This is a genomic window from Arthrobacter sp. 4R501 (assembly GCF_002929755.1).
Lineage (GTDB): Bacteria > Actinomycetota > Actinomycetes > Actinomycetales > Micrococcaceae > Arthrobacter.
This window is the reverse complement of record NZ_PJIW01000003.1, coordinates 92,104-112,180: the sequence shown is the minus strand read 5'-3', so window position 1 is coordinate 112,180 and position 20,077 is coordinate 92,104. Positions and strand designations below refer to the sequence as shown.

Genomic DNA, 20,077 nt, shown 5'->3' with positions numbered 1-20,077 from the left:
TGGGTCCGAAAGAGGACCAGAGCCGACGCGGACAGGGACAGTCCGAGGCTCCGGTTGGACCAGGAGCTGCTGTGTCCGAAGAGACTGCGCTGCGGGGTCGTTTTTCGCCCCGAGCATTTCATCAGCTCGGCAGAACGAGGACCAGAAGTCCCGTTACCCGAACCCTCCCCACACCATCGGCAGTTCGATGATTTGGCCCGTCAGGAAGAAGGACCAGCCCACCATGAACATGGCATCGGTCCCGAAGGTCAACAGATCGGTGACCGCATGGACCTCACGCGTGAGTGCATCCGGCGTCACTAAGCAGGAGAACTAGGAAGCCCCCTTTCGACAACTTCGAGCGTTCCGGGGCACCGGCCACGACCGAGGAGTACGTGACGCACCGGGATGCCACGATGGATTTCATCGCGGGACGGAAGCGTCGGATGGCCGAGTGGGTCACGGAGTACCACCCCGAGATTGAGTTGCCCTTGGTGGCGACCTCGGCCTTGCAGCTGAGTTCGTCGAGCAGGCCGCGGGTCTTGGCCGAGTCGTGGCCGGTGGATAACTAGGGCGGCGCGTCCGCCACCTGTATCCGGACGGCGCAGGCATCCGCGGCGGCCTTCCGCAGCACCGAGCCGTTGGGATCAGGCACATCCAGGAAGTCCAGCCGGGGGACTGCGGCATACAGCTTCATGGCAGGGTGGTCCAGGACCAGCCCCGCAAGGGTCCGGTCCCCGCCCGGAGCAACATATTCGAGAGGCTGGCCGCCGAAGGCCGCCGCGGCGTGGGCCGCCACTTTCTCCACCAGCTCATCAGCCTGGTTGGCCCGGCGCCGTGCGAACCGCTGCTGCGACTGGCCGCCGGCCGCGGTGCGGGACTGCACGTAGCGGGACCCTGCCTTGGATGCGAGCAGGATGCCTTCCCGAGCAACGCCCACCGCATAGCCGCCGCGCCGCACAAGCACCAGGCCGGCCGTCCGTGGCTGGGCGGCGACGGAGGCCAGGCGCTCCAGCGGACCAGCACCGCGCCCCGGCCGTCCGTCAGGTGGCCACGGAGCCTGGAGCAGTGCAGTGGTGCCGTCGGCCGCCAGCAGCCGCACGCCGTCGTCGTCATCGCTGATCCGGAAGCCGCCGTGCGAGGCACCGAAGCGGTCCGCCCAGCCGGCCAGGCGTCCGCCGGACACAAACGCGGTCCTGACGGACCCCGGCCGGCCGGCGCCGGGGGTACTGCGTGCGCTCATGGCGGGATCCCTTAGGTGGCGGACGAAAATGGAGGGCGGAAGTGGGGCAGTGAACTAATGAGTAGCCTATCTATGTGGATGATCTCTTCGCCCAAGGGCATGGCAATGACGACGACGACACTGACGAACCGTCGTCGTCCGGCCGTACCGCCGCGCCCCGCAGTCCCTTGGCGGTGCGGATGCGGCCACGCACCCTGGATGACGTGGTGGGCCAGCAGCACCTGCTGGGTCAGGGATCGCCGTTGCGGCAGCTGGCCGCCGGCACCGACGCCCTGGGTCCCGCAGGCCCCAGCTCGCTGATCCTCTGGGGACCGCCCGGGACCGGAAAAACCACGCTGGCGCACGTGATCGCCAAGGGCAAGGGGCGGAAGTTCGTGGAGCTGTCCGCCATCACAGCAGGCGTCAAGGACGTCCGGCGGGTTATGGACGAAGCCCTGACAGCACGGGACCTGTACAAGACCACCACTGTTCTTTTCCTCGACGAGATCCACCGCTTCAACAAGGCCCAGCAGGATGCCCTGCTGCCCGGCGTCGAGAACCGCTGGGTGGTGCTCGTAGCAGCAACCACCGAAAACCCGTCCTTTTCGGTGGTCTCGCCCCTGCTGTCCCGCTCCCTCCTGCTCACCCTGAAACCGCTGACGGAGGCGGACATCGAAGGGCTGCTGCAGCGCGCCGTGGCGGACGAACGCGGCCTGAACGGGAAAGTGGAGCTCAGCGCCGAGGCCCTGGCGCACCTCGTCCGGCTCGCGGGCGGCGACGCCCGGCGCGCCCTGACGGCCCTTGAAGCCGCAGCAGGCGTGGCCTTCGGCGATGCGGACGACGCCGCTGCCGACTCGTTGGTCACCGTGGAGCTCAAGCACACCGAACGCGCCCTGGACGTGGCTGCCGTGCGCTACGACCGCGCGGGGGACCAGCACTACGACGTCGCCAGCGCCTTCATCAAATCGGTCCGCGGCTCCGACGTCGACGCCGCCCTGCACTACCTGGCCAGAATGCTGGAGGCAGGGGAGGACCCGAGGTTCATCGCCCGGCGAATCGTGATTTCCGCGGCGGAGGACGTGGGAATGGCGGACCCCACAGCGCTGCAGACGGCGGTCGCCGCCGCCCAGGCAGTCCAGCTGATCGGCATGCCCGAGGGGCGGATCGTCCTGGCTGAGGCCGTGGTGCATCTGGCCACCGCGCCGAAATCCAATGCCGCGTACATGGGAATCAACAAGGCCGTCGCGGATGTCCGTGCCGGCCTGGGCAACGGGATCCCGGCGCACCTGCGTGATGCGCACTACCCCGGCTCCAAGCAGCTGGGCCACGGGCTCGGCTACAAGTACGCCCACGATGCCCCCCATTCCGTGGCCAGCCAGCAGTACCCGCCGGATGATTTGGTGGGTCGGGACTACTACGAGCCCACCGCCAACGGCGCGGAACGGGACATCGCCGTGCGCCTCGAACGCCTGCGCAAGATCATCCGCGGCAACTGACCGGCGTCGGCGGTGGAGTGGCCCGGGCAGTGACGCCACGGGAGTGACCGGGGGGAGCGGCGGCCGGAGCGGCCGGCGGAGTGTGGGAACGCAGCCGAATCCTGCTAAGATTGTTCGTTGTCTGGCAAGGCGCGGACGCAATCTCCCCATCCTTCAGTATTTCTGCTGTTTCGTTGGGGTAGCCCTGTGCCCAGTAGCAAAAGGCAGCGGTTGGCCGATGCTCTCCATTATGGAGGCCAGTAACACTGACACACCGCAGATATTGGAAGGACACAAGTGGCTAACAACACTCGTGCTCGCCGTACAGCACGCCTCTCGCGTGCACTCGGCATTGCTCTGACCCCCAAGGCCGCCAAGTACATGGAGCGCCGCCCGTACGGCCCCGGTGAGCATGGCCGTGCCCGCAAGAAGCAGGACTCCGACTACGCCGTACGTCTGCGCGAAAAGCAGCGTCTGCGCGCCCAGTACGGCATCCGCGAAGCCCAGATGACCCGCGCCTTCGAAGAAGCCCGCCGCACCAAGGGCCTGACCGGTGAAAACCTGATCGAACTGCTCGAAATGCGTCTCGACGCCCTCGTGCTGCGTGCCGGCTTCGCCCGCACCATCGCCCAGGCCCGCCAGCTCGTTGTGCACCGCCACATCATGGTTGACGGCATCCGCGTTGACCGCCCGTCCTTCCGCGTCAGCGAAGGCCAGCTTGTCCACGTCCACACCCGCAGCGAAACCATGGTTCCGCTCCAGGTTGCAGCAGCCGGCGCACACCGCGACGTCCTGCCCCAGGTTCCGGCCTACCTGGACGTCAAGCTTGACGCCCTGCAGGCCCGCCTGGTCCGTCGCCCGAAGCGCTCCGAGGTTCCCGTAACCTGCGAAGAGCAGCTCGTCGTCGAATTCTACGCACGCTAAATCCCAGCAGCGTATCCAAAGAAGCCCGTGGCAAGCGCCACGGGCTTCTTTGTATGTAAGGTACTTGGGGGACATCTGCGGAACGCATCAAGGCAGCGTGCGCGGAGGTAAAAGATCCACGTCAGTTTCAAGGAGATGAACGTCTATGTCTGGTGGCGATATTGCCGGCCTGATCGCAGCCGGGGTGTTCGCGCTCCTGGTGCTTCTGCTCGCCGTGCCCATCCTGAAGCTCGGCAGTGTGCTGGAGGAAGTTCGGACCTCCATCCGCTCTATCAGCGATGGCGCCACGCCCCTGATGGACGAAGTCACCGCGACCGTCTCCACCACCAACCAGCAGCTGAAGAAAGTGGATGGCATCGCCTCCAACGTTTCGGATGCGTCGGCAAACCTTTCCGCACTGTCCTCACTCATTGCAGCGACCGTCGGTTCACCGCTGATCAAGGTTGCAGCCTTCAGCTACGGCGTGCGTTCAGCACTGGCCAACCGCAAGAAGCCCGCACCCGGCCGCCGCAGCCGCTAAGCCACCGGAGAACTGAAATGAAACGATTTGTCTGGATGGGAATCGGCGTGGCCATCGGTGTCATTGCGTTCCGCAAGATCAGCGAAGCCCAGTCCAACCTGGGGCCCGAGGGCCTGAACCGCGCGGTGGGCCGGCTGGCTGACGGCGTATACGATTTCGCCGATGCCGTGCGTGCCGGAATGCAGGAGCGCGAGACCGACCTTCGGGCCGCCCTCGGGGTCGACTCCCAGGCCGTCCCATCGCGGGATGCTGCCCGCCGCTGAACGCGCGGGAAAAACGCGCGAGAATTAAACCAGCAGCCGCCGCTTGCCGGCACTGCCGTCTGAATCAATAAGTCATGCGTGGCACAACGCGTGAACCGAGAAGGGTATGTAATCAGCTCATGAAGTCGCAGGAGATCACAAAGCGCTGGGTGGACTTTTTTGTCAGCAAAGGACACACCGCGGTTCCCTCCGCCTCGCTGGTCTCCAGCGACCCCTCCCTCCTGTTCACCGTGGCCGGCATGGTTCCGTTCATCCCTTACCTGACTGCCCGCGAGGAAGCCCCCTTCGCCCGGGCCACCAGCGTCCAGAAGTGCATCCGCACCGGTGACATCGAGGAAGTGGGCAAGACCGCCCGCCACGGCACCTTCTTCCAGATGTGCGGCAACTTCTCCTTCGGTGACTACTTCAAGGAAGACGCCATCAAGTACGCCTGGGAGCTGCTCACCAAAAGCGTGGACGACGGCGGATACGGACTTCCGCCGGAACTGCTGTGGGTGACGGTCTACGAAGAGGACGACGAAGCCAAGGAGCTGTGGCTCACTAACACTGGCGTCCCGTCCGAGCGCATCCAGCGCATGGGCAAGGCCGACAACTACTGGCACACCGGCCAGCCGGGCCCCGCAGGCCCCTGCTCGGAGATCTACTACGACCGGGGCCCTGCCTACGGCGTCGAGGGCGGTCCCATCGCCGACGAAAACCGCTACGTTGAAATCTGGAACCTGGTGTTTATGCAGTACCAGATCGACAACGTCCGCTCCAAGGACGACTTCGACGTCGTCGGCGAGCTGCCCAAAAAGAACATCGATACCGGCCTCGGCATGGAGCGCCTCGCGATGATCCTGCAGGGCGTCGAAAACATGTACGAGACCGACCAGGTCCGGCCTGTGATCGACAGAGCTGCCGAGCTGTCGGGCCGGGAGTACACCTCGGCCGAAACACCTGAGGATCCGCACCACACGGACGACGTCCGCATGCGCGTTGTCGGTGACCACATCCGCTCGGCCCTTATGCTGATCGCCGACGGCGTGACCCCGTCCAACGAGGGCCGCGGCTACGTCCTGCGCCGCCTGATCCGCCGCGCGGTGCGTTCCATGCGCCTGCTCGGCGTCGAAAAGGCCTGCCTGCCGGACCTGCTCCCCGCCTCACGCGATGCCATGAAGGGCGTCTACCCCATCGTGGCGACGGACTTTGACCGCATCAGCCGGATCGCCTACGCCGAGGAGCGGGCCTTCCTGCGCACCATCGCTTCAGGTACCGCCCGCCTCGAAGACGCCGTCACGGAGTCCAAGGCCGCCGGCACGCCGCTGTCCGGTGCAGATGCCTTCGCCCTGCACGACACCTACGGCTTCCCGATCGACCTCACTCTGGAGATGGCGGAAGAAGCCGGACTCAAGGTCGACGAGCCGGAATTCCGCCGCCTGATGCTCGAACAGCGCCAGCGTGCCCAGGCGGACGCCAAGGGCAAGAAGGGTGGCCACGCCGATCTCAGCGCCTTCCAGGAGCTGCTGGCCCAGGGCGAGACTGTCTTCACCGGATACACCGACCTGGATGGCGAGTCCCGGGTCCGGGGCATCCTCAGCCGCGGACAGAACGTGGGGCATGCTGCCACCGGCGACGAGATTGAACTCGTCCTGGCGGAGACCCCGTTCTACGCTGAGGCGGGCGGCCAGTCGGCTGACACCGGCCTCATCACCGGTGACGGTTTCGTGGTCGAGGTCCTGGACGTCCAACGCCCCATCAAGGGACTGAGCGTCCACAAGGCAATCGTCCGCGAAGGCGAGATCGGCTCCGACTCACTGGTCCGCGCAGCCGTGGACCGCGAGCGGCGCCACGCCGCTGAGCAGGCCCACACCGGCACGCACATCGTCCATGCCGCCCTGCACCAGATCCTCGGCCCCGAAGCCACCCAGCGCGGTTCCTACAACAAGGCCGGTTACCTGCGCTTCGACTTCGCCTGGGGCGAAGGCCTCAGTACCGCCACGCGTTCGGAAATCGAGGAAGTCTCCAACCTCGCCATCCGCAACAACTTCCGCGTGGACACGAAGATCATGGGCCTAGCGGAGGCCAAGGCGCTGGGCGCCATGGCGCTCTTCGGCGAAAACTACGGTAGCGAAGTCCGTGTTGTGGAGATCGACGGCGCATGGTCCCGGGAACTCTGCGGCGGCACGCACGTACCCAACACGTCCCTGATCGGCAGCCTGTCGCTGCTCGGCGAGCAGTCGGTCGGTTCAGGAAACCGCCGTGTGGAGGCGTTCGTGGGCATGGATGCCTTCCGCCACCTGGCCGCCGAGCGCGCCCTGGTGACTGAACTGACCGAGATGCTCAAAGTGCCTTCCGGTCAGCTCGCCGACAGAATCGCCAGCACGCTGAACAAGCTCAAGGCCACGGAGAAGGAACTCGACCGCCTGCGCAAGGAACAGATCGCCGCGGCCGCCGGAAACCTCGTGGGCACAGCCCGGGACGCAGCCGGCGTCCAGGTCATCGCACACGACGCCGGCCAGATCGGCGGCGCTGACGACATCCGCAACCTTGCCCTCGACCTGCGCAACCGCCTCGGTTCGGCAGCATCCACCGTGGCAGTGGCCGGTGTCAGCAATGACCGGCCCATGATCCTGGTGGCCACCAACGAGGCAGCCCGGGAAGCCGGCGTGAAGGCCGGGGCCCTGGTCCGGCTCGCGGCCGGAATCCTCGGCGGCGGCGGCGGCGGCAAGGACGACGTCGCCCAAGGTGGCGGCACGGACGCCGCCAAGGTCGCACCGGCGCTGGCCGCCGTTGTGGACGCCATCTCCCGGCGCTAGGGAACCCGTGACAGAATCCGCTGGCGCCGTCTACCCCCAGGGCATCAAACTGGGGGTAGACGTCGGCACCGTCCGCGTGGGCGTGGCCCTCTGCGACCGGGACGAAATCCTGGCAACTCCGCACAAGACCCTGGACCGCAACGTCAAGAAGAATTCCGACGTGCGTGTCATCGCGTCCCTCGCTGGGGAACTGGGCGCCGTCCAGGTCTTCGTGGGGCTGCCACGCACCATGAAGGGCGAGGAACACGCCTCTGCCAGGATGGCCACCGACTACGCCGGACTCCTGGTCGCGGAGTTCGTTGCCCGGGGAATGGATGTTCCGGTCAACCTCGTCGACGAGCGCCTGAGCAGTGTTACGGCGCACCGTAACCTGCACGAAGCTGGCATGAGCAGCCGGAACCACCGTAAAGTGGTGGATCAGGTCGCGGCGGCAGGCATCCTCCAGCACGCCATCGACATGCAAAAAGCCAGGGGAACGGACGTTGGCAGCCGCGTGACTGCGCCGCCCCGTCCATCCGGAGCAGGTTCGGCAGTCCAGCCCGAGCATGCGGCCCCGGAAGGCACGACCCGATCTCAGAACACGGAAGGCTACAGTGAGCCCGTCCAGTAACGACGACGCCCCAGGCGCCACGAGCAACGATGGCGCCAGGCCGCTGACCCGAAAAGAGCTCCGCGCCCTGGAGAAGCACACGGGAGGCAGCGATGTGGTTCCCGAGCAGGCCTACGAAACGGGGCAGGATGCGCCCGCACCTGCCACGGCTCCTGTTCCCGAAGCTGCCCCCGCTCCGGTCCAGTCGGCCGAACCGGTTCAGGCGCCTGAACCGGAGTCGGAGCCGCAGCCGGCCGTCCCCACAGCCCCGGAAACGCCGCCTTCCACCCAGGACGCCGGTCCGGCCGCAGACCACCAGCCGGACGAAGCCCAGGTTCAGGAATACCACCCCGACGACCAGCACTTTTATCAAGCGCACGACGCCGGGCACCTCCACCCTAACGAAGCGCACGACGCCGGGCACCACTATTCGGACAAAGAACACCACGAAGCAGGCCACCATGATGATCACCATGCCGATGACCACTACGCTGATGATCACCACCCCGACACCGGCCTGTTCGCCGGCGCAGCCACGCTTCCCGTAGTGGCAAAGCCCTCTAAGAAGGTGCGGCGCCGGCGCCGCCTCCTGGCGCTGTTCCTGACTCTTGTGGTCTTCGTGGCAGCGATCGCCGTGGGCGCGCAGTTCCTGAAGCCCTTGCTGGGAAACGATAAGGCGGCCGACTACCCCGGCCCCGGCACGGGCGAAGTCATAGTTTCGGTCCAGCCAGGAGAAGGTACGCGCTCCGTGGCCACCAAACTGGAAAGCGGGAAAGTCGTGGCCAACGCTGACACTTTCCTGCAGGCATTTGCGACTTCCGGCGGAACATTGTCGCCGGGGGACTACACGTTCAAGATGGAAATGAAGAACTCCGACGCCGTCAGCGTCCTGCTCGGCACCGACAAGAGCAAGGTCATCTACTTCGCCTTGAGCGCCGGTCTCAGGGTCGGCGAGTCGCTTCAGGCCATCTCCGAAGGCTCCGGTGTGTCGCTGCAGCAACTGAAGGAGCTCAGCAACGCTCCCACGCAGTTTGGGCTCCCGGCCAACGCCAAAAACCTTGAGGGTTTCCTTGCCCCGGGGGAATATCGTTTCCCGCTTGGCACACCGGCCAAGGACATCCTCCAGTCGCTGGTGAAAGTAACCACGGACGAACTGGTGGCACAGGGCATCTCCGATCCGGCGAAGCAGTATGAAGCTGTGATCGTGGCGAGCATTGTCCAGGCCGAAGGCGGACAGGCTGAGTACGGCGACGTTGCCGGGGCCATCTACAACCGCCTCAAGCCGAATGACCAGACCTCCGGATATTTGCAGGTGGATTCTGCTGTGACGTACGGGCTGGGCACCAAGAGCTTCAACTTCACCGATGAAGAGCGCCAGGACAAATCCAACCTGTACAACACCTACGCCAACCCGGGCCTGCCGCCGGGCCCCATCGGCTCCCCGGGCAAGACCGCCATCGATGCGGCGGCGAAGCCCAAAACCAACGACTACCTGTACTGGGTAACCATCAACCTGGACACGAAGGAGACTAAGTTCTCCAAGACGCTCGACGAACACAACGTCTATGTCAACCAGTACAACACCTGGTGCCAGGCCAACGTGGGCCGCTGCACATGAGTCTCCGGGCCGCCGTCCTGGGCCATCCGATCAGCCACTCCAAGTCCCCGGCCCTGCACCTGGCGGCCTACGGCAAACTCGGGATGGACATCGCCTACACGGCCCTGGACCTAACTGAGCAGGCTCTGCCCGCCTTTATGGAACAGGTCAGGACGCAGCGGGGCTGGCGTGGACTCTCAGTCACCATGCCCCTGAAATCAGGCATGTTTGCCGAAGTGGACGAAGTCCGCGGCGTGGCACGGACACTGGGCGTGGTCAACACCGTCGCCTTCGAGGAAGTCCTCGGCTCCGTCAGGCGCATCGGCTACAACACCGACGTCGCCGGCATCGTCAACGCTGTCCTTAACGCCGGAGTGGCGGCCAGCCCCGCCGCCGTGGTGCTCGGCGGAGGCGGTACAGCCGCAGCGGCTGTGGCCGCGCTGAAGGATCTGGGCACGCAGCACGCCCAGGTGTTCGTCCGGGATATCTCCCGGGCCGACGAAGCACGCGCCGCCGCGGCCGGAGTAGGCCTTTCCATAGCCGTCCGGCCGCTGACCGAAGCCGCCGTTCCGACCGCAAGTGCCGACGTCGTAATTTCCACGCTCCCGCCGCGCGTAGCGGACGGGCTGGCGGCGGAGATCGCCGCGTTGGGAACCGGAACACCCGGTGTCCTCCTGGACGTGGCCTATGATCCGTGGCCCAGCCAGATTGCGTCGGCGTGGCAGTCCGGCGGCGGTGCGGTGGTGCCCGGGCTCGAAATGTTGTTGTACCAGGCGGTGGAACAGGTACGCCTGTTCACCGGTCGCGGTGAGGACGTTAATGCGTCTGTCATAGATGTGATGTGCGACTCAGTCGGACTTCCCCGACGGGCGTTCTGACCGCCATACGTGGCAGGATGGAAATTATGTTGCGTTGGTTGACTGCCGGTGAATCCCATGGTCCGGCCCTAGTGGGAATTATTGAAGGCGTCCCCGCCGGTGTTGAACTCACCACCGGGCAGATCGCCGATTCATTGGCACGCCGCCGCCTTGGCTACGGCCGGGGCGCCCGGATGAAGTTCGAGCAGGACGTCGTGACCATTCTCGGCGGCGTCCGCCACGGCCTGACCCAGGGCGGTCCGGTGGCCGTCCAGGTCGCCAACACCGAATGGCCCAAGTGGGAGCAGATCATGGCTGCCGATCCGGTGGATCCGGAAATCCTGGCCGACCAGGCCCGCAACGCACCCCTGACCCGGCCCCGTCCGGGCCACGCAGACTTCACCGGGATGCAGAAGTACGGGTTCACCGAGGCCCGCCCTGTCCTGGAACGCGCCAGCGCCCGGGAGACCGCCACGCGGGTTGCCATGGGCACCGTGGCGTCCCAGTTCCTCAAGGCGCTCGGTATCGAACTGGTCAGCCACACCGTCTCCATCGCCAGTGTGACCGTGCCCGAGGGCCGTCCGCTGCCCGTTCCGGCCAACGTGATTGCGCTCGACGCCGATCCTTTGCGCTGTTTTGACCGCGAGACCTCCGACGCCATGGTGGCCGAGGTTGACGCCGCCCACAAGGAAGGCGAAACCCTGGGCGGTGTGGTGGAGGTTCTCGCGTACGGACTGCCGCCGGGACTGGGCAGCTATGTCCACTGGGACCGCAGGCTTGATTCGCGCCTCGCCGCCGCCCTGATGGGCATCCAGGCAATCAAGGGCGTGGAGGTCGGCGACGGTTTCCTGACGGCTGCGCGCCGCGGCTCCGCTGCCCACGACGAAATCGTCAAGGACGCGGACGGCAAGATCATCCGGACCAGCAACCGGGCCGGCGGCATTGAAGGCGGCATGAGCATCGGCGACGTCCTGCGCGTGCGGGCGGCCATGAAGCCCATCGCCACGGTGCCCCGCGCCCTTCGCACGGTTGACGTCAGCACGGGGGAGCCTGCCAAGGCGCACCACCAGCGCTCCGACGTCTGTGCCGTGCCGGCTGCCGGCGTGGTGGCCGAGGCGATGGTCGCGCTGGTTCTGGCGGAAGCCGTCACCGAAAAGTTCGGCGGTGACTCCGTGGCGGAGACCGCCCGCAATATCAAGGGTTACCTGGACAACATTCCGGCATCCCTGGACTCGATCGGCCACTAGTGCCCGGGAGCCGTAAGGCCGGTGTGCCTGGCAACCGGCCCATTGTCCTCATCGGACCCATGGCGGTGGGAAAGTCCGCGATCGGCCACGAGCTGGCCAAGCTGCTGGACGTGCCCTTCGTCGATACGGACAACCTGATCGTGGACGCCCATGGCAGCATCGCCTCCATTTTTGCCGGCCGCGGCGAGCACGCGTTCCGGGAGATCGAGGCCCGGACCGTTGCCAGCGCGGTGGAGCATGCAGAAGGCGCGGCCAGCGTGATTTCCTTGGGTGGCGGCGCCGTGCTGGATTCCGGCACGCAGCAGCTCCTGGGCCGCTGCACTGTGGTGTACCTCGAATGTGATGAGGAAACCGTGGCCAGCCGCATCGCCCGGAACTCGGGCCGGCCGCTGCTCGCCGGCGATGCCATGGCCCGATGGTCCGCTCTGTTTATTACCAGGAAACCCGTTTACGAACGGCTGGCCAACCTTGTGGTGGATGTCCGCCAGGGCTCGGTCAGCGAGCTGGGACACCGGCTCGAAGTTGCGCTGCGTGACTACGCGGCCGCCAAACAGGAAGTTGAAAATTGAGCGTCGATTCAACAGTCATCAAGGTCACCGGCGAATCCGCTGAGCAGAATTACGACGTCGTAGTTGGCCGCGGTCTGCTGGGGAACCTTCCGGCGTTGCTGGGGGAGCGGGTCCGGCGTGTGCTGGTCATCCATCCCCGTGCGTTGCGGCTCACTGGTGACACGGTCCGCGATGAGCTGGCTGCAGCGGGTTTCACCTCGCTCACCGCGGAAATCCCGGACGCCGAAGAAGGCAAACACATCCAGGTCGCCGCTTTCTGTTGGCAGGTCCTGGGACAGAACGATTTCACGCGCTCGGACGCCATCGTGGCAGTGGGCGGCGGGGCCGTCACCGACCTGGCCGGTTTTGTGGCGGCTACCTGGCTCCGCGGCGTGAAGGTCATCCACATGCCCACCAGCCTGCTGGGCATGGTGGATGCTTCCGTGGGTGGAAAGACCGGCATCAACACGGCTGAGGGCAAGAACCTGGTGGGTTCCTTCCACCCCCCGGCCGGAGTGCTGGTGGACCTGGACACCCTTAACACGTTGCCCAGGAACGAAATCATTTCCGGCATGGCTGAAGTCATCAAGTGCGGCTTCATCGCAGATCCGGCCATCCTTGACCTGGTGGAAAAGGACCCGGCGGCGGCCACGGACCCCGGATCGGAGGCCCTGCGCGAACTCATCGAACGCGCCATCGCGGTCAAGGCCAAAGTGGTCTCGGAAGACCTCAAGGAATCCGGGCTGCGCGAAATCCTGAATTACGGCCACACCCTGGCCCACGCCATTGAACTCGTGGAGCGGTACTCCTGGCGGCACGGCGCGGCAGTATCGGTGGGCATGATGTTCGCCGCTGAACTTGCCCGCAGCGTTGGCCGGCTCAGCGACTCCGACGCCGACCGCCACCGCAGCATCCTGGAAACACTGGGACTCCCGGTCACGTACCGGCGGGACCGCTGGCAGGGGCTGCTGGACGGCATGCGGCGGGACAAGAAATCACGCGGTGACCTTCTGCGCTTTGTGGTCCTGGACGGCATCGCTAAACCGGGCATCCTGGATGTCCCGGACACGTCCCTGCTCTTCGCGGCCTACCAGGAAATCGCCTCCTGATGCAGGGCGACGTGGCGGGCACCAGCGACTGGCCCGAGGCTGGCTTTCCCGGAATCCGGATCAACCCGGTCTCCCTGCTGCCGGAGATCGTCAACGAGGACGCCTGCCGGGCGGCCCTGGCGGCGTCCACGGACCCGTCAGACCAGATCTTCGTCCTGATCGTGGAAGGGCACGCTGCGGAGGCGGCCGAACTCCTCGCGGAGGCCCGCTTCAAGGACCCTGAGTCCTTCCGGCTTCGCACGTTCGAGGCCGAGGTGCTGCGTGTCTCACACCGCACCGACCGCGCCCTTGATTTGTTCAGGCAGTTGCTCGCGGAGTTCCAGGGGACCGACCGTGAAGCCCTGGTCCTGCAATACCTGGGCAAGGCCCAGTACGCCGCCGGACATACGTCCGCCGCGGTGGAAGCCTTTGCCCGTGCCTTGGACCTGCGGGTTGCGCAATCGGCTGATGCCGCACAGATCTACTCGTCCACCGTGGCGCTTCAGCGGGCCCGCGACGTCCTGGATCTTGCCTGCTGACAGGCCTGTTACGTTCCGGGGTTGGCGGCCGGAAGGCCCGGACGCAGTCCGCCCGGGTTTTACCGGTAGAATGGTTCTTGGATTTTTGATAAACACGCGCTGGCGGGCCGTTCGGCTTGCCTGGCCGGCATAGAACGTCTGACAACTGACCAGACAGATAGAAACCAGAGGATACCAGTGGCAACCACTAACGACATCAAGAACGGAACGGTCCTGAAGCTTGAGGGCCAGCTCTGGAACATCATTGAATTCCAGCACGTCAAGCCCGGCAAAGGTGGCGCGTTTGTGCGGACCAAGATGCGGAACGTGATGTCCGGCAAAGTTGTAGACAAGACGTTCAACGCCGGCCTTAAGATCGAGACGGCCACGGTTGACCGCCGGGACTACCAGTACCTGTACCAGGACGGCGCCGACTTCGTGTTTATGGACACCTCGGACTTCGACCAGCTCACCGTCTCCGGCGCCACTGTTGGTGACGCCACCAACTTCATGCTGGAGAACCAGATGGTGAACATCGCCATCCACGAAGGCAACCCGCTGTACATCGAACTTCCGCCCAGCGTTGTCCTGGAGATCACCTACACCGAGCCTGGCCTGCAGGGCGACCGCTCCTCGGCTGGCACCAAGCCCGCAACGCTGGAAACCGGCTACGAGATCCAGGTTCCGTTGTTCGTCGAGAACAACACCAAGGTCAAGGTCGATACTCGCGACGGCAGCTACCTCGGCCGGGTCAGCGAGTAGTGAGCGCACGCGGTAAGGCCCGTAACAGGGCACTGGATGTCCTCTTCGAGGCCGAGCAGCGCTCGGTTTCCGCCTTCGATGTACTCAGGTCCCGGCGCGAACTGACAGACCAGATCGTGAACCCGTACACCTTGGAAATCGTGGAAGGCGTCGTCTCACAGCAGACCGCCATCGACGAATTTCTCGAGACCTATTCCCAGGGGTGGACCCTGGAACGTATGCCTTCGGTGGACCGCATCATCCTGCGGATCGGCACCTGGGAACTGCTGTACAACGACGACGTTCCCGACGGTGTCGCGGTCAGTGAAGCAGTGGCACTGTCCAAGACGCTCTCAACGGATGAATCGCCGTCGTTCATTAACGGCCTCCTCGGCCGGCTGCAGCAGCTGAAGCCCTCCCTCTTGGCCTGAGTGTTGCTATGCCGCGGGCCAAGAGCCCGCGAACGGCGCCATAAAGAGCCCCGGCCAGGTCCACCTGGCCGGGGCTCTTTGTGTCCCCGGAAACGATCGCTGACCGGCGCTTCCTATAGGATCTGACTATGCAAAACGCGTCCACAGGCCCCCGCGCCGGCAGAAGCACAAATGACCAGACCGGCCCCCGCAGGGCCGGCCGCGCGGTCAGCCGCGAGGTGCTGGCGGACCATGTTTACGCGGAGCTCCTGGCCTCCCTTATGGATGGCCGGCTGGCGCCCGGCGCCGTGGTCAGCATTGACGGCACGGCCCGCGAGCTGGACGTTTCTCCCACTCCGGTCCGCGAGGCCCTTGCTCGGCTTGAGCACACCGGAATGGTCCGGAGGGTGGCGCTGAAAGGCTACCGCGTGGCTCCCGTTTTTACGCAGGAGGATTTTGCGGAGCTAATGGAGGCGCGGTTGGCAATCGAGCCCGTCAACGCCCGGCTGGCCTGTGAACGCATCAACCAGCATGGCCTGGCCGAGCTCGGGAAGGCCGTCGAGGACCTGAAATCCGCACCTCGGGGACCTTCGTTTGCCGAGTTCAAGGACTACCTCGAAGCGGACGAGAGGTTCCACCAGCTGATTGCGCGGCAAACCGGAAACCAGTTTATGGAGGCCGCCTACTCAGCCCTCGGAGGACAGGTCCAACGGTTCCGGCTCTTCGGCGGCGTGGGCATTACGGATGCCGAGCACGCCATCGCGGAACATGAGGCAGTTCTGGCTGCCGTTACCACCGGCGATCCCGACAAAGCAGCCGCAGCCATGGCGGACCACATCCGCAAGGTCCGTTCCCGGGCCATTGCCGACGCCCCGGAAAGCTAGTCCGGCCCCATGTAGGTAGCAGTAGGTGTCGTTTTGAGCCCTCAAAACGACACCTACTGCTACCTAGTTGGGATGGGCAGCCTCACTCAGGGATGTGATCTTGACAACTCCTTTTGGATAGTAGATCCTATAGGAAAGAGGATTACGAAGGAGTAAAGCACCGTGGCTTACACAGCTGAGAACTGGCCCATCACCGCAGCACTGCTGCAGTTTCCGGGAACTGATGCCCAGGGCACGCAGATAAACGACGCCGACGCGTCCAGTTGGGCGGAAGTCCTGACCGAGGTCAAGGAAGCCGGCTTCGCCAACGCTGACCTGACCGACAGCTGGGTCCGTCCCGGCGATCTGAGCAAAGAGCGGCTCGCCGAGTTCAAGCAGACTGCAGAGACTGTGGGCATCGGGATCCCGGTCATTTCCGCCATCCGCCGCAGCGTGATCCATCAGACGGACTGGGCCGACAACCTCGCCTACAGCCACCGGACCATCGACGCAGCCGCCGAGCTCGGCTGCGAAGTTGTCTCCTTCGGACTGCACCAGGCCATTACCCCGGAGCAGCAGAAGCAGCTGTGGTTCTGGACCGTTGACGGCTACAAGGACCCGGTGGGGGACAAGGAAGTGTGGGGCAAGGCAGTCTCCCGCATCCGTGAGCTGGGCCAGCACGCAGCAGACGCCGGCGTCCTGCTCTCCCTGGAGATGTACGAGGATACCTACCTCGGCACGGCGGACTCCTCGGTACAGCTGGTGCAGGACATCGGCCTGGCCAATGTTGGGCTCAACCCGGACCTCGGCAACCTGATCCGGCTGCACCGGCCCATCGAGGACTGGCGCGAAATGGTAGCCAAGACCATGCCGTATTCGAACTACTGGCACATGAAGAACTACATCCGGGACGAGGACGTGGCGCGGGACAGTTACATCACCATGCCCGCCCCGATGGAGAGCGGCCTCATCAACTACCGCGAAGCCTTCAAGGTTGCACTGTCCGTAGGCTTCCAGGGCATCCTGTGCACCGAACACTACGGCGGAGACGGGCTCAGCGTTACGGCCAGCAACCAGGAGTACCTCCGCCGCCACATCCTGCCCAAGACCGATGGCTATGCGCTGGGCCAGAGCCAGGTTGCCCAGGGCCGGCAACTGCCCGCCGCGGAACTGGCAGGAGTCTAGGAAGAGCCATGACGCAGATCTTTGACAATCCCGCTGATTTCGCGGATGAGGCACTGGACGGCTTCGTCGCTGCCAACCGCGCATACGTTGCCCGCGTAGACGGCGGTGTGGTCCGCTCGACCGAGGTGCCCGCCGGCCAGGTCGCACTCGTCGTCGGCGGCGGCTCCGGCCACTACCCGGCCTTCGCCGGTCTGGTTGGGCCGGGGCTGGCAACAGCCTCCGCCTGCGGCAACATGTTCGCTTCACCGGCCGCCGGGCAGATTTACCGCGTGGCCAAAGAGGCAAATGCCGGCGGGGGAGTGCTGCTGAGCTACGGCAACTACGCGGGCGACGTCCTGCACTTCGGCCAGGCGCAGCTGCGCCTGAACGCCGAAGGCATCGAGACCCGCACGGTCACCGTCACGGACGACATCGCCAGTGCACCACTGGACCAGATCGGAAAGCGCCGCGGCATCGCCGGCGACCTCACGGTGTTCAAGATTGCCGGCGCCGCCGCCGAAGCGGGCCTGGGCCTGGATGACGTGGAACGGCTTGCCATCAAGGCCAATGACCGTACGCGTTCCCTGGGCGTGGCCTTCGACGGCTGCACCCTGCCGGGCGCCGCCGGACCGCTCTTCCACGTGCCCGCAGGCCAGATGTCCCTGGGCCTGGGCATCCACGGGGAACCGGGCATCTCGGAACATCCCATGCCCACGGCGTCCGAACTCGCTGAACTGCTGGTCTCGCGCCTCCTCGCGGACACCCCGGATCACCGCGGAAGCCGCGTGGTGGCCATCGTCAACGGCCTCGGTACCGTCAAGTACGACGAACTTTTCCTCCTGTTCGGCAAGATCGAGAAACTCCTCGTCAACGCCGGGCTGACCGTAGTGGAACCGGAATGCGGCGAGTTGGTCACGAGCCTGGACATGTCCGGGCTATCCCTGACGCTGCTCTGGCTGGATGAGGAACTCGAACGTTACTGGGCCGCGCCAGCAGACTCACCGGCCTACCGCAAGGGCAACCTGGCTCCGCGTGCCCGCCGCCAGCTGACCGGACCGGAAGACGCCGTGGCCGGCGAAGTGGAAGAAACGACGGCGGCAGCAGCGGACCTGGGCCGGCTGGCAGCCGCCGTGCTCGCCCAAGTGCGGGACGTCGTCGTCGATCACGAAGAGGAACTGGGCAACCTGGACGCCATTGCCGGCGACGGCGACCACGGCATCGGCATGCGCCGCGGCGTGGAGGCAGCTTCCGACGCCGCGGCACAGGCCGCAGCGTCCGGCGCGTCGGTGGGACGCGTGCTTGAAGCAGCCGGTGAAGCCTGGAGCGAACGGGCCGGCGGCACCTCAGGAGCACTGTGGGGATCTGCGGTCATCGCGTCCGGAGTTGCCCTGGGCAGCCGGGCAACCTACACCAATGAGGACGCGATCGCCGCCGTGGCCGCATTCGTGGGCGCCATCACTGAGCTCGGCAAGGCCGAGCCGGGCGACAAGACCATGGTGGACGCGCTCCTGCCTTTCCGGGCGGCGTTCCTCCGGGAGTTCGACGGCGGCACCACCCTGGCCCAGGCCCTCACCGTTGCCGCCTCCGCTGCCAGGGCGGCGGCAGCCAAGACGGCGGAACTGCGCCCGCTCAAGGGCCGCGCCCGTCCGCTGGCCGAAAAGAGCCTCGGGCATCCCGACCCCGGCGCGGTCTCCTTTGGACTGATCGCCGAACGGATTGCCGCATACATCCACTCTGGCCTGGCGGAGCCAGACTTCACGGAGCCAGGGCCGGTCCATTCTGAACTGGCTTACGCGGCCGGAAAAGGAGCAACAACATGAACACCCACGCAGGTTGGCGCATCGTCATCGGCAACGATGAGGCCGGCGTCGAGTACAAGGAAGCACTGAAGGCGCTGCTCACGGCAGACAGCCGCGTTGCCGCCGTGGTGGACATCGGGGTTGGGGCCAACGATGCCACCGCCTACCCGCACGTCGCGGTCAATGCCGCCCGCAAGGTGGCGGACGGCGAGGCGGACCGCGCACTCCTCATCTGCGGAACGGGACTGGGAGTTGCCATCGCGGCCAACAAGGTGCCCGGAATCCGTGCGGTGACGGCCCACGACAGCTATTCCGTGGAGCGCTCCGTCCTCAGCAACAACGCCCAGGTCCTCACGCTGGGCCAGCGGGTCATCGGCCTGGAGCTCGCCAAGAAGCTCGTGGGCGAGTGGCTCGCGTACCGCTTTGATGAAAGCTCAGCGTCCGCCGGCAAGGTCGACGCCATCTGCTCCTATGAGCCCGATTACACAAAGGCAGTCTGATCATGACCACAACACCCAACAGCGCACGCAAGATCGCCGTCGTCGGATCGGGATACATGGGCGGTGGTATTGCCCAGGTCCTGGCACTGGGCGGAGCCCGGGTTGCCCTGGCCGATGTCTCCGCCGAGGTGGCGCAGAACAACTATGAGCGGCTGCTGGCCGAATCGGACCAGTTCGTCGTCGACGGCCTGTTCCCCGAGGGGTCCACGGCCATCCTCAAGCAGAATCTGTGGGCGGCCAAGGACATCGAGGAAGCCGTGGCGGATGCCGACTTCATCGAGGAAGCCGTGCCCGAAGTGATCGCCATCAAGCACCAGACCCTGGCGCGGATCAGCGCCGCCGCCCGGCCGGACGCCATCATCGGTTCCAACACATCAACCATCTCCATCGCGGAGCTGTCCGAGCCGGTCGCCAACCCGGAGCGGTTCCTGGGCGTGCACTTCTCGAACCCGTCCCCGTTCATCCCTGGCGTGGAAATCATCCCGCATGCCGGCACGTCGGCCGCCACCATCGGTGCCGTCCGGGACCTCGTCCATGCCGCCAACAAGCAGACCGCGGTGGTCAAGGACGTCACCGGATTCGTCCTGAACCGCCTGCAGTACGCACTCTTCCACGAGGCCGCGCAGCTCGTGGAGCAGGGAATCGCCACCGCCGAGGACGTGGACACCCTGGTCCGCACCACCTTCGGCTTCCGCCTGCCGTTCTTCGGTCCGTTCGCGATCGCAGACATGGCCGGCCTCGACGTCTACAACTTCTGCTACAAGTCACTGCAGACCGAATTCCCAGAACGCTTCGCCACGCCCAGGATCCTGAGTGACCTGGTGGAAGCAGGCAAACTCGGCACCAAGACCGGCGCCGGCTTCCTCAACGTCCCCGCCGAACGCACCCCGGAACTCATCGCCTACCGCAACAGGGCCTACGTGGCCATGCAGAAGCTCATCGACGAGCTCGGCCCGGCCCCCATCAACTAAGGAG

At 65.6% G+C, this 20,077-nt stretch carries 21 protein-coding genes; 19 read left to right on the top strand and 2 right to left on the bottom strand.

What is annotated here, in order from left to right; translation table 11 throughout:
• Positions 1-153: 153 nt before the first annotated feature.
• Complete coding sequence (locus tag CXR02_RS22270) at positions 154-300, bottom strand: hypothetical protein (protein ID WP_181037112.1); 147 nt, start codon at positions 298-300, stop codon at positions 154-156.
• Between the two features lie 247 nt (positions 301-547).
• Positions 548-1,222 (bottom strand): acVLRF1 family peptidyl-tRNA hydrolase, encoded by a 675-nt coding sequence (locus tag CXR02_RS03490; protein ID WP_104060744.1) that lies wholly within the window; start codon positions 1,220-1,222, stop codon positions 548-550.
• A 74-nt stretch (positions 1,223-1,296) separates the two neighbouring features.
• Here CXR02_RS03490 and CXR02_RS03485 point away from each other — a divergent pair, with 74 nt between their 5' ends.
• The 19 genes from CXR02_RS03485 to CXR02_RS03395 all read left to right on the top strand — a co-directional run bounded on the left by CXR02_RS03485 (position 1,297) and on the right by CXR02_RS03395 (position 20,073).
• The gene (locus tag CXR02_RS03485; protein WP_104060743.1) at positions 1,297-2,697 is read left to right on the top strand and encodes a replication-associated recombination protein A; all 1,401 of its coding nucleotides are present in this window, start codon (positions 1,297-1,299) and stop codon (positions 2,695-2,697) included.
• A gap of 276 nt (positions 2,698-2,973) precedes the next feature.
• A complete protein-coding gene (gene rpsD / locus CXR02_RS03480; RefSeq protein ID WP_058932352.1) occupies positions 2,974-3,600 on the top strand; it encodes a 30S ribosomal protein S4 in 627 nt (208 codons plus the stop codon).
• Positions 3,601-3,745: 145 nt separating this feature from the next.
• The gene (locus CXR02_RS03475) at positions 3,746-4,120 is read left to right on the top strand and encodes a DUF948 domain-containing protein (RefSeq protein ID WP_104060742.1); all 375 of its coding nucleotides are present in this window, start codon (positions 3,746-3,748) and stop codon (positions 4,118-4,120) included.
• A gap of 17 nt (positions 4,121-4,137) precedes the next feature.
• A complete protein-coding gene (locus tag CXR02_RS03470) occupies positions 4,138-4,383 on the top strand; it encodes a DUF6167 family protein (protein WP_258060728.1) in 246 nt (81 codons plus the stop codon).
• A gap of 119 nt (positions 4,384-4,502) precedes the next feature.
• Positions 4,503-7,181, top strand: a complete 2,679-nt coding sequence (gene alaS / locus CXR02_RS03465) for an alanine--tRNA ligase (protein WP_104060741.1) — start codon at positions 4,503-4,505, stop codon at positions 7,179-7,181.
• A gap of 7 nt (positions 7,182-7,188) precedes the next feature.
• Positions 7,189-7,791: a Holliday junction resolvase RuvX gene (gene ruvX / locus CXR02_RS03460; RefSeq protein ID WP_104060740.1), complete on the top strand. Its 603-nt coding sequence runs from the start codon at positions 7,189-7,191 to the stop codon at positions 7,789-7,791.
• A complete protein-coding gene (mltG, locus tag CXR02_RS03455) occupies positions 7,775-9,388 on the top strand; it encodes an endolytic transglycosylase MltG (protein ID WP_104060739.1) in 1,614 nt (537 codons plus the stop codon). Before ruvX ends, mltG begins: the two co-directional genes overlap by 17 nt.
• Positions 9,385-10,245, top strand: a complete 861-nt coding sequence (locus tag CXR02_RS03450) for a shikimate dehydrogenase (RefSeq protein WP_104060738.1) — start codon at positions 9,385-9,387, stop codon at positions 10,243-10,245. The genes mltG and CXR02_RS03450 overlap by 4 nt, the downstream gene beginning before the upstream one ends.
• A 26-nt stretch (positions 10,246-10,271) precedes the next feature.
• Positions 10,272-11,471, top strand: coding sequence for a chorismate synthase (gene aroC, locus CXR02_RS03445; protein WP_104060737.1), 1,200 nt, complete (start codon positions 10,272-10,274; stop codon positions 11,469-11,471).
• Positions 11,472-11,494: 23 nt separating this feature from the next.
• Complete coding sequence (locus CXR02_RS03440; RefSeq protein ID WP_258060726.1) at positions 11,495-12,040, top strand: shikimate kinase; 546 nt, start codon at positions 11,495-11,497, stop codon at positions 12,038-12,040.
• The gene (gene aroB / locus CXR02_RS03435) at positions 12,037-13,128 is read left to right on the top strand and encodes a 3-dehydroquinate synthase (RefSeq protein WP_104060736.1); all 1,092 of its coding nucleotides are present in this window, start codon (positions 12,037-12,039) and stop codon (positions 13,126-13,128) included. The genes CXR02_RS03440 and aroB overlap by 4 nt, the downstream gene beginning before the upstream one ends.
• Positions 13,128-13,646, top strand: coding sequence for a tetratricopeptide repeat protein (locus CXR02_RS03430; RefSeq protein WP_104060735.1), 519 nt, complete (start codon positions 13,128-13,130; stop codon positions 13,644-13,646). The genes aroB and CXR02_RS03430 overlap by 1 nt, the downstream gene beginning before the upstream one ends.
• A gap of 177 nt (positions 13,647-13,823) precedes the next feature.
• A complete protein-coding gene (gene efp, locus CXR02_RS03425; RefSeq protein ID WP_056340266.1) occupies positions 13,824-14,387 on the top strand; it encodes an elongation factor P in 564 nt (187 codons plus the stop codon).
• Positions 14,387-14,797, top strand: a complete 411-nt coding sequence (gene nusB / locus CXR02_RS03420) for a transcription antitermination factor NusB (protein ID WP_056340263.1) — start codon at positions 14,387-14,389, stop codon at positions 14,795-14,797. The genes efp and nusB overlap by 1 nt, the downstream gene beginning before the upstream one ends.
• A 128-nt stretch (positions 14,798-14,925) precedes the next feature.
• Positions 14,926-15,660: a GntR family transcriptional regulator gene (locus CXR02_RS03415; RefSeq protein ID WP_104060734.1), complete on the top strand. Its 735-nt coding sequence runs from the start codon at positions 14,926-14,928 to the stop codon at positions 15,658-15,660.
• 162 nt (positions 15,661-15,822) lie between these two features.
• A complete protein-coding gene (locus CXR02_RS03410) occupies positions 15,823-16,824 on the top strand; it encodes a sugar phosphate isomerase/epimerase (RefSeq protein WP_104060733.1) in 1,002 nt (333 codons plus the stop codon).
• Between the two features lie 8 nt (positions 16,825-16,832).
• Complete coding sequence (locus CXR02_RS03405; RefSeq protein WP_104060732.1) at positions 16,833-18,623, top strand: dihydroxyacetone kinase family protein; 1,791 nt, start codon at positions 16,833-16,835, stop codon at positions 18,621-18,623.
• The gene (locus CXR02_RS03400; RefSeq protein WP_104060731.1) at positions 18,620-19,102 is read left to right on the top strand and encodes a ribose-5-phosphate isomerase; all 483 of its coding nucleotides are present in this window, start codon (positions 18,620-18,622) and stop codon (positions 19,100-19,102) included. The genes CXR02_RS03405 and CXR02_RS03400 overlap by 4 nt, the downstream gene beginning before the upstream one ends.
• A gap of 2 nt (positions 19,103-19,104) precedes the next feature.
• Complete coding sequence (locus CXR02_RS03395) at positions 19,105-20,073, top strand: 3-hydroxyacyl-CoA dehydrogenase family protein (protein ID WP_104060730.1); 969 nt, start codon at positions 19,105-19,107, stop codon at positions 20,071-20,073.
• Positions 20,074-20,077: the final 4 nt, after the last annotated feature.

Excerpts from the sequence above, each read along its gene's own strand:
- CXR02_RS03475 (WP_104060742.1), top strand. The coding sequence starts at position 3,746 with ATGTCTGGTGGCGATATTGCCGGCCTGATCGCAGCCGGGGTGTTCGCG.
- CXR02_RS03450 (WP_104060738.1), top strand. The coding sequence starts at position 9,385 with ATGAGTCTCCGGGCCGCCGTCCTGGGCCATCCGATCAGCCACTCCAAG.
- CXR02_RS03430 (WP_104060735.1), top strand. The coding sequence starts at position 13,128 with ATGCAGGGCGACGTGGCGGGCACCAGCGACTGGCCCGAGGCTGGCTTT.
- CXR02_RS03395 (WP_104060730.1), top strand. The coding sequence starts at position 19,105 with ATGACCACAACACCCAACAGCGCACGCAAGATCGCCGTCGTCGGATCG.
- alaS (WP_104060741.1), top strand. The coding sequence starts at position 4,503 with ATGAAGTCGCAGGAGATCACAAAGCGCTGGGTGGACTTTTTTGTCAGC.
- CXR02_RS03400 (WP_104060731.1), top strand. The coding sequence starts at position 18,620 with ATGAACACCCACGCAGGTTGGCGCATCGTCATCGGCAACGATGAGGCC.
- CXR02_RS03490 (WP_104060744.1), bottom strand. The coding sequence starts at position 1,222 with ATGAGCGCACGCAGTACCCCCGGCGCCGGCCGGCCGGGGTCCGTCAGG.
- CXR02_RS03470 (WP_258060728.1), top strand. The coding sequence starts at position 4,138 with ATGAAACGATTTGTCTGGATGGGAATCGGCGTGGCCATCGGTGTCATT.
- CXR02_RS03415 (WP_104060734.1), top strand. The coding sequence starts at position 14,926 with ATGCAAAACGCGTCCACAGGCCCCCGCGCCGGCAGAAGCACAAATGAC.
- aroC (WP_104060737.1), top strand. The coding sequence starts at position 10,272 with ATGTTGCGTTGGTTGACTGCCGGTGAATCCCATGGTCCGGCCCTAGTG.
- CXR02_RS03405 (WP_104060732.1), top strand. The coding sequence starts at position 16,833 with ATGACGCAGATCTTTGACAATCCCGCTGATTTCGCGGATGAGGCACTG.